8 protein-coding genes are annotated in these 9,366 nt (G+C 54.9%); 7 read left to right on the forward strand and 1 reads right to left on the reverse strand.

Translation table 11 applies throughout. The annotated features are described in order from the left end of the window. Window positions 1-528 precede the first annotated feature (528 nt). A complete protein-coding gene (locus tag ACSZPU_RS20160; protein ID WP_499002476.1) occupies window positions 529-1,182 on the reverse strand; it encodes a GntR family transcriptional regulator in 654 nt (217 codons plus the stop codon). A 260-nt stretch (window positions 1,183-1,442) separates the two neighbouring features. Here ACSZPU_RS20160 and ACSZPU_RS20165 point away from each other — a divergent pair, with 260 nt between their 5' ends. From ACSZPU_RS20165 to ACSZPU_RS20195, 7 genes are all read left to right on the forward strand, one after another. Beyond that, window positions 1,443-2,807, forward strand: coding sequence for an MmgE/PrpD family protein (locus tag ACSZPU_RS20165; RefSeq protein WP_499002478.1), 1,365 nt, complete (start codon window positions 1,443-1,445; stop codon window positions 2,805-2,807). 25 nt (window positions 2,808-2,832) lie between these two features. Beyond that, window positions 2,833-4,155 (forward strand): MmgE/PrpD family protein, encoded by a 1,323-nt coding sequence (locus ACSZPU_RS20170; RefSeq protein ID WP_499002481.1) that lies wholly within the window; start codon window positions 2,833-2,835, stop codon window positions 4,153-4,155. An 11-nt stretch (window positions 4,156-4,166) separates the two neighbouring features. Further along, window positions 4,167-4,928, forward strand: a complete 762-nt coding sequence (locus ACSZPU_RS20175; protein WP_499002484.1) for a sulfite exporter TauE/SafE family protein — start codon at window positions 4,167-4,169, stop codon at window positions 4,926-4,928. A gap of 133 nt (window positions 4,929-5,061) precedes the next feature. Continuing rightward, on the forward strand, window positions 5,062-6,111 hold the full coding sequence (locus tag ACSZPU_RS20180) for an amino acid ABC transporter substrate-binding protein (RefSeq protein WP_499002486.1): 1,050 nt from the start codon (window positions 5,062-5,064) through the stop codon (window positions 6,109-6,111). 32 nt (window positions 6,112-6,143) lie between these two features. Next, entirely contained in the window at window positions 6,144-7,385 is a 1,242-nt protein-coding gene (locus ACSZPU_RS20185; protein ID WP_499002487.1) for an amino acid ABC transporter permease, read from the forward strand. Between the two features lie 10 nt (window positions 7,386-7,395). Further along, window positions 7,396-8,460 (forward strand): amino acid ABC transporter permease, encoded by a 1,065-nt coding sequence (locus ACSZPU_RS20190; RefSeq protein ID WP_499002489.1) that lies wholly within the window; start codon window positions 7,396-7,398, stop codon window positions 8,458-8,460. After that, on the forward strand, window positions 8,460-9,203 hold the full coding sequence (locus tag ACSZPU_RS20195) for an amino acid ABC transporter ATP-binding protein (protein ID WP_499002491.1): 744 nt from the start codon (window positions 8,460-8,462) through the stop codon (window positions 9,201-9,203). The genes ACSZPU_RS20190 and ACSZPU_RS20195 overlap by 1 nt, the downstream gene beginning before the upstream one ends. The last annotated feature ends 163 nt before the right edge of the window (window positions 9,204-9,366 follow it).

The following is a 9,366-nucleotide window of genomic DNA, read 5'->3' on the forward strand; positions in this document are numbered from 1 at the left end:
TCAGGCAACCGTCTGTGGTGTTTGCAGAGCTAAGATTGGCGGCTTAGCGTTGCACTTCGGAGTTGAATCCGCCTTATGCCGTTTAATAAGTTTTATGTTGAAAGCTTCGAACAAAACGTAAAAAATGAAACATTGTCATATATTAAAAGCATTACTAATGACAAGAATGTTTTCATGATAGACCTGTCCACTCATGAAGCATTCAGCCCAGAAGATTTTTATGATTCAGACCATTTGAATTTTAATGGTGCTAAAAAGCTATGCACCCTTGTTAAGCAATTAGGGCTCGAGATTTAGTAGGGATAAGGTTTACACATAAACCACTTTTTATTTATGGTTTTATGCCTGGAAAGTAATATACGACCTTTAGCCTGACGCTCTCCCGTCAGGCTTTTTTATCTCGATTCACTAAATATTTCATCGCATGCATCGCCAAAACCGATTAGCGGTGTTTTTCACGTCTGAGAGGGGCCTTTGGCCCACTTCCTCTACTGATTTTGCCTGGATAAGCAAAAAATCGGCGCTGTTTTACTTTTCCAACTGACTGATTATCGCCAGACGTGCGCGATATCCATTGCGGATATGCTCGCAGGCAGCCTCCTGCGCGGCAGTGCTGTCACGGCGGGAGAGGGCATCGACAATCGCCTGATGTTCCTGTTTTGCCTGTTCCGTCCGGTCTGAAAGCGCATAGGTCGTGCCACGCAGTAACGAGAGATGAATGCGCAGGTTATCCAGCATCTCATTGAGGTAAGGATTGTGCGTGGAGCGGTAAATCTGGCGATGAAACATGCGGTTGTGATCGTGCAACGCTTTGCTGTCCGTGATGTGCTGCTCCGTATCTACCATCTGTTGCAATAGTGCGATTTCCTCATCAGAGGCGGCAGCAACCGCCAATTGCATGGCGAGTTTTTCCAGCCCTTCACGCACGGCGAAAAGCTGACGCAATCTCTCATAGCTGATTCGGGCGACAATTAACCCGCGCTTAGGCCCCGGTTCAGCCAGACCCAGCGTTTCCAGGCGGTGCAGTGCCTCGCGGATAGGGGTTCTGCTGAGACCAAATTGTTCCGCCAGTCGCGTTTCCTGTAGGCGCTCACCCGGCAAGAGTTCACCTTGCTCGATAGCCGCAATCAATATTTCAAAAGGTGACAGTGTCATCGTCGGTTCATTTGATTTTAAGTTCATGATTTTTCTTATTTATAAACAATGTTATCGATGATGGGAAACAAACCGAACGCTAAAGAGGACAGGCAAATGAGTAAGTCGTCATATTGCCACAGTCGATAATGTTTTATGGCTAATTTTGTTCTTAGCTTATCCATTTTTTGTCTTTTGAACTGCGTTTCCTGGCTGTTATGTTGAGTCTGTATTTTATTGTATACAATTGAATTCAATATTACACAGACTTGTTTTAAAAGAACTTTTGCCAGCATCAGGGAAACGGTATGACTATAACAGGCTCAAAAAACACCGCCCATCATCGAGGCGAGCAATTAAGCCATTTCATTCATCATGCGCATACATGGGCGATTCCAGCCGATGTGTTGCATGAAGCCAAACGCGCCCTGATCGACCACCTTGGCGTGGCGATCGGGGCGGTAAATGACGAAGCGGTATGTGCCGTGCGCCAGGTCGCCAGAGCGTGGCAGGCATCCGGCGGGGCACGAATTCTGCTTGGCGAAACCACCACGCCCGCGCTGGCGGCGATGATCAACGCCACCATGGCCCACGCCGCAGATTATGACGATACCCATCCCGCCGGTTCTGGTCATCCGGGCGGTCCGTGCTGGGCCACAGCGCTGGCGATGGCCCAGACATATCCGGTAAGCGAGGTACGGGTCCTGCATGCCTTTATCGCCGGATTTGAAGTTATGGCGAAGCTGGGCGGCGGTTGGGTGCCGGGAGTTGGTCGCAATTTGCAGCGTCGCGGTTTTCACCCAACGTCTGTTGTCGGGAGAGCAGGGGCTGCTGCGGTCGCTGCCTCCATTCTCGGACTGTCAGAAGAACAAATCAGCAATGCGCTTGGCGCGGCGGCCACCATGATGGGGGGCTTACAAAAATCGTCCGGGACGCACGGAAAGCCTTTTCATGCCGGGAAGGCCGCGATGGACGGTATCCTCGCGGCGCAACTGGCGGCTGAGGGTTTTGTGGGTGCCCACCATTTTTACGAAGCCGACGGCTGGGTCAAACACTTTATCCAGGACGGTAGTGCAGAGATCCCACCGCTGGATTTTGGTGAAACCTGGGAGCTGCCGGGTAACGGCTACAAGCTCTATGCCAGTTGCCGCGGCACCCATGCATCCATTGAAACGGCGCGCAAAATCTATTCGCAACTGAAAGGTCGAGCCATAACGCGTATCGCGGCGAAGGTCCACCCGATGGGAATAGTGAATGCGGGCATTCTTAACCCGACCACGCCGCTGGAAAGCAAATTCAGCATTCCGCACTGCATTGCCCTGGCCCTGTCCGGTTATGAGCTGACTGATACCGATTTTACCCAGCAGACCGTTGATGATCCGGCTGCGCGGTCGCTGCTCTCTCGTCTTGACGTGCAGGCGGTGGACGGGCAATCGGCTAGCTCAGCCTTTATCGATGTCTGGCTGGATGACGGAGAGGTATTGCACGCCCGGACGGATGTGTATCGCGGCCACCCACAAAATCCATTAACAGATGCCGAACTGCGCGCCAAGTTTGATGCGCTCACCATCCCGGTGCTGGGTGCTGAACGTAGCGATGCGCTTTATCAGGCCGCCGCGCACTTTGAACGACCCGGTTCACTGGCCCAAATCAGCGCGTTGCTTGCGGGATGATGCTGTCTTTTCAAGGAATAATCCCATGACCGTAGCCCGACAATTTGCGGCGAATCTGCTCGATTTCTCCCGCCAGAATTTTTCAGCCCGGGCACGCGAGCAGGCGCGCACGGCAATTATTGATACCCTGGGGGTCACCCTGGCCGGTGGCGTGCAGGAGGGAGCCGTCAAGTTGCGCCGTGTTATCGTCCCATCGGCGGCAACCGGTAAAAGTCGGGTGTTTGGCACAGACCTGCGGCTCAATGCGCTGGATGCGGCACTGCTCAACGGCGTGTCATCACACTTGCTGGATTTTGACGATTCTAACTCGTGGCTACATGGGCACATCTCCGTTGCCGTTTTGCCGGCGCTTCTGGCGCTGGCAGACGATTGTGAACTGAACGGCGAGACAATTCTGCGTGCCTATCTGGCCGGGTATGAAACCGCGGTGCGCATGGGGAAAGCCGTCAGCCCATTCCAGTACCGCCATGGCTGGCATCCGACCACGACAGTGGGCATTTTCGCCGGGGTAGCCGCGTGCGCTGTGCTGTTGGATCTCAATGAAGCACAGGCGGCGACGGCGCTCTCTATCTGCGCATCGCTGGCCTCGGGCATCAAATCAAATTTCGGCAGCGAAACCAAAGCGCTGGTGGTAGGACAGGCGGCACGGAGTGTGGTCATGGCGGTACTGCTCGCGAAGGAAGACTTTAGTGCTGGGGTAACGGCATTTGAGCACCACCATGGCTATTTCAACGTCTTTAATGGCAGTGACAATGCTGACAGTACGCCGCTGACGGAGCCCTGGACAGCCACGCCTTTTATCCTCGATACCGAGAAAAGTAACAACTTCAAATATTTCTCCTGCTGCTACGCCATTCTCTCGCCGCTCGACGGTGTGCTGGCGCTGCGTGACGAGACCGGGCTGCGTGCCGATGAGGTGGAACGCATTACGGTGCAGGTACACCCGATTCGCTTCCCGCACATCAATATCCCGCAGCCGGAAAACCCGCTGGCGGGTAAGTTCAGTCTGCACTATTGCGTGGCGCGTGCCTTTGTTACCGGCACACTCACGCTGGATGATTTTATCGATACCGCCCGGTTCGGCGACCCGCAGACCCAGACGCTGATGGGGCGTGTGGAACTCACAACGCACAATGAGGCGGTGACCCATACCGCCTGGGTAACCCTCACCGCCACGGACGGTCGGCAGTTCCACAAGAAGATCGAGGGCGCGCGGGGTTCCAGTGCGAAATTCCCGCTGCCAGAAGGACTGCTGAAAGAGAAATTCCTCGATTGCGCCAGACGGGCATTGACCGCAGACGCCGCACAGTCGCTTTACCAGCGCCTGCTGCACGATGACTACCGGTGAGTGTGGGGCCGATGATGTGGCAATGGATCCCTGCGGAAATCACGCCCTTGTTCGCCTGCGTGATGGTGGCGTGCAGTTTTCTCACCTCGGCGCTGACGGCGGCGATGGGGCTGGGTGGTGGCACCGTGTTGCTGGCGGTGATGGGCATCGGTATGCCTATCAGTAGCCTGATGCCAGTACACGGCATGGTGCAACTGGGGTCGAATTTTAGTCGCACCCTTATTCAGCGTATGCATGTTGTGTGGCCGCTGGTGCTGTGGTTTTTGCTTGGCAGCGCCGTGGGCATTGCTGTCGGGGCACCGGTTGCGGCAATCATCCCGGACAGTCTGGCACGCATTGCGCTGGGGCTCTTTATCCTCTGGTCCATCTGGCGCAAGCGGGGCGAAACGAAACCACTTAACCGCCTGCTGTTTGTCATCGGCGGGGGGATAAGCAGTATCGGCACGATGATTGTCGGGGCTACCGGACCGATGGTCGCCGGGCTTATCAGCTCTCAGGGGCTGAAAAAACAGCCGCTGATTGCCACCCATGCCACCTGCATGGTGTTGCAGCACGGGCTGAAGATCCTCGCATTCGGCCTGATGGGATTTGCCTGGGCCAGTTGGTTGCCGGTGCTGGCGATGATGATTGCCAGCGGCGCGCTGGGCACCTGGCTTGGCACCCGCATGCTCGACAACCTGCCGGAAAAGCTGTTTCGCGTCGCGTTTCGCCTGACGATGTTGCTGCTCAGTGCGCAGTTGTTGTGGCAGGGCGTGCAGGGTTGGCTGCGTTAGACAATTTACGCATTTGCTCTGACAAATTCGTTCTTTGCCAACCTTCTGGCGAAACAAAGAGCATAGAAAGACCTGCACATCGCGTAGGTGAAAATTAACAAAGACTAATGATGAATAGCTAAAGGGAACGGACATGTTGAAAAAAAACACTTTTTTTGCCTCAGCCTTGCTGCTGGCTTTTACCACTCTGGCAGGCCAGGCACTGGCCGAAGAGACACCCGCCGCCAGTGGCGATACTCTGAGCAAAATTAAAGCCCGTGGCGAGGTGGTGTGCGGCGTGCACCCGGCCCGTCACGGTTTTTCCGCTATCGACAGTAAAGGCAACTGGGAAGGGCTGGATGTCGATTTTTGCCGGGCAGTGGCGGCCGCCGTGTTAGGCGATGCTAAAAAAGTCCGTTTTACGCCGCTGTCCACCGCCCAGCGTTTCCCGGCAATCCAGTCCGGCGAAGTGGATGTTCTGTCGCGCAATATCACCGCATCGCTGACCCGTGATGTGTCGCTGGGGCTGAACTTTGCACCGCCTAACTTCTACACCGGCACGGGCTTTATGGTGCGTGCCAACAGCGGCGTGAAAAAGGTCGAAGATCTGGATGGTGCCACCGTCTGTATCACACCGGGCAGCAGCACGGAACAGAACGTGGCGCAGATTTTTGCCTCCCGCAATTTGCACTACACCCCGGTTGTGATCGAGAACAACAAAGAGTACGTCGCCGCCTATCTGGCAGGGCGCTGTGATGCCATTGCTCGCGACAAAGTGGCGCTGCCTGGCGTGAAGAACTTCGACGCCGAAAAACCGGAAGACCATGTCATTTTGCCAGGCATCTACTCAAAAGAGCCGCTGGCGATGGCGGTACGTAAAGGCGATGACCAGTGGTTCAACATCGTTAAGTGGGTGGTCTACGCGACGTTTAACGCCGAAGAGATGAAAGTCAGCCAGGCAAATGTGGATGAACAACTGAAATCCGCCGACCCGGATGTGCAGGGGTTGCTGGGCGTGAGCGGCGATTTTGGTCAGAAGCTTGGGCTCGATAAGCAGTGGGCCTACAACATCGTGAAACAGGTGGGTAACTATGGCGATATCTACAACCGCCACTTTGGCCCGCAAAGTAGCGAACCGCTGGATCGCGATTTAAACAAACTCTGGACCGACGGTGGCCTGCTGTACGGCTTACCGATCCGTTAATTGATGCGTCCCCCTGCGCGGGGGACGATCTGATGATGTCTTTCTCTGATGCTGAAAACATGAAACACACCGACAACGCCTACATTTTGTCATCCGAACCGCCTGCCAGAGCTGCCGGGCTTCGCCTCTCCGTACTGCTGGGAAGTAAAACCACCCGTGCCTGGTGCTATCAGCTTTTACTCGCGCTGCTGCTGGTAGGCTTCTCCTGGTGGCTTTATAGCAACGTGGTGGAAAATATGCGTACTCAGCGCATTGCTACCGGCTTTGGCTTTCTGGATCAAAGCGCCCAGTTTGCGATTGGCGAAACGCTCATTGAATATACCCCGCGCGACAGCTACGCCCGTGCGGTGCTGGTGGGTCTGCTCAATACCCTGTATGTGACGGTCTGCGGGATTGTACTCGCAACGGTGCTGGGTTTTTGGGGCGGTCTGGGGCGCGTGTCGAAAAACTGGCTGCTGGTCAAACTGGCGGAAGGCTATGTCGAACTGTTGCGCAATGTGCCAGTGATTTTGCAGGTCATTTTTTGGTCGGTGGTGATCCGCAATCTGCCGTCACCGCGTGAGGCTATTGATCTCGCGGGATTTGGCTATCTGACCAACCGTGGTCTGACGATGACGGTGCTGCAAAGCCATCCCGGCTGGTTGTGGGCCCTGTACGCACTTCTGGTCGCCACAGGATTAAGCGTTGGACTCTCGGCGATGGCCCGCCGCTGGCGTGAACAGCGGGGACTTATTGTACCGGTGGCGAAAGTGCGCGTGGCGTTGATTATCGGCCTGCCAGTATTGGTCTGGTGGCTTGCTGGCGCACCGCATACGCTCAATCAGCCGGAACTGCGCGGCTTTAACTTCAAGGGGGGCTTTACCGTCAGCCCGGAATTCACCGCGTTGCTGCTGGGGATTGCCCTCTATTCGTCGGCTTTTATTGCCGAAATTGTCCGCGCCGGGATCCAGTCCGTACCGAAAGGGCAGCTTGAGGCGGCCCGTTCACTTTCGCTTTCCCCCTGGCATGCAATTCGCCACGTGGTCATCCCACAGGCCATGCGGGTGATGGTGCTGCCGCTGGCCAGCCAGTACGTCAGCCTTGCCAAAAACGGCTCCATTGCCGTGGTGGTGGGGTATCCGGAACTGGCCAATATCACCAACACCCTGATGAACCAAACCGGGCAGGCGCTGGAAGCGATTGCCATCATGATGGTGGTCTATCTGATTATCAGCGGCTCGACGTCGCTGCTGATGAACCTGTTTAACCGTTATGTCGCCATTAAAGAGCGCTGAGGAAAGAACGATGCAACACGCGGCAATCTTATGGTTACGTCGGAATCTATTCAGCAGCCTTGCTCAGTCGCTACTGACGCTGGGATTGCTGCTGCTCATTGCGTTTATCGGCGCAAAGCTGCTGCACTGGGGGATCACCGATGCGGTCTTTGCAGGGGGCGTGGCGGAGTGCCGTGCTGCCGCAGGGGCCTGCTGGGCCGTGATTGGCGAAAAATATCGACCGATTCTCTTTGGCCTTTATCCCTATGATGAACAGTGGCGACCCGCGCTATGTATGGTTATCTGGTTTGTCAGTGTGGTGCTGTCGCTGTCACCGGCCTGCTGGCATTCACGCTTTCTCTGGCCACTGTGGGGTATATCGCTGGTGGTGATGTCCGTACTGATGAGCGGCGGGGCGTTTGGGCTGGTCCCGGTGTCTTCTGCCGACTGGGGCGGCTTGCCACTCACGCTGTTGCTCTTTTCCGGCACGGTGATTATCGGCATGCCGGCGTCGGTTGCGCTGGCACTGGGACGCCGTTCACCGCTGCCGTTTCTGCGCGGTCTGTCGGTCATTTTCATTGAAGGGCTGCGTGGCGTACCGCTGATCACCATTCTGTTTGTGGCGGTGAATATCTTCCCGCTGTTTTTACCCACGGACATGGAAATCAACAAGCTGCTACGCATTATCGTCGGCATCGCGCTGTTCTTTGCCTGTTATCAGGCAGAGGTCATCCGCGGTGGCTTACAGTCTGTGCCGCGTGGGCAGTATGAAGCGGCGGCGGTGCTGAACCTCAACTACTGGCACACCACCACCAAAATTATCCTGCCGCAGGCGATGCGTATCTGCCTGCCCGCAGTGACGAATCATATTATCGCCGCGATGAAGAACACCTCGTTTGTGATTATTATCGGCCTCTTTGATGTGCTTACTGCCACCAGTGCGGTGATGCAGGATCCGCAATGGCGCCGTTATTACATCGAAACCTATCTCTTTATCTCCGCCATTTATATTGTTTTTGGCTTTATGCTTTCTCGCTACGCCATTTGGGTAGAAAAACGCATTGATGCCAGCCGCACCGCAGAAGGAAACGCCTGATGTCTCAACGTCCCGTCATTGAAATCAACGCCGTCAGTAAGTGGTACGGTAAGTTTCAGGTTCTCGATAATGTCTCGTTAAACGTGGCAAAAGGGGAGCGAGTGGTGATTTGCGGCCCGTCGGGTTCCGGAAAATCAACCTTGATTCGCTGTATTAACCGCCTGGAAGAGCACCAGCAAGGGCAGATTTGGGTTAATGGCATTGAGATGAATGACAATGTGCATAATATCAATCGCATCCGTCAGAGCATTAGCATGCTGTTTCAGCAGTTTAATCTTTTTCCGCATCTGAGCGTGCTGGATAACTTGACTCTCGGGCCAACGCTGGTACGTAAGTTCACGCAGAAGCAGGCGACAGAACTGGCCATGCATTATCTGGAGAAAGTGCATATCGCCAGTCAGGCACATAAATTCCCGCTGCAGCTCTCAGGTGGACAGCAGCAGCGCGTGGCTATTGCCCGTGCGCTCTGTATGGAGCCGGAAATCCTGCTGTTTGACGAACCTACCTCTGCGCTGGATCCGGAGATGATCAAAGAGGTGCTGGATGTGATGCTGGATCTTGCTGAAGGCGGGATGACGATGATTGTTGTCACCCATGAGATGGGCTTTGCCCGGACGGTGGCGGATAACGTTATCCTGATGGCTGACGGCAAGATAGTGGAAACCGCGCCGCCGGAACGTTTCTTTAGTCAGCCGGAACATCCCCGTACGCAACAGTTCCTTGAACAGATTTTAAGTCATTAATTCCTCGCCGGGTGGTGGTAAATAAAAATACGGCCACCCGACAAGTTATATCCGTATTTGTTTAATAATCTTCTAATTAACCTGTCTATACCCGTGATCATTGAAACTGCTTGATTTCATGCTGTCAGGGGATCATGCTCAGACCATGAACATCAGACTTTCA

It is taken from the genome of Phytobacter sp. V69 (assembly GCF_965644215.1).
GTDB lineage: Bacteria > Pseudomonadota > Gammaproteobacteria > Enterobacterales > Enterobacteriaceae > Phytobacter.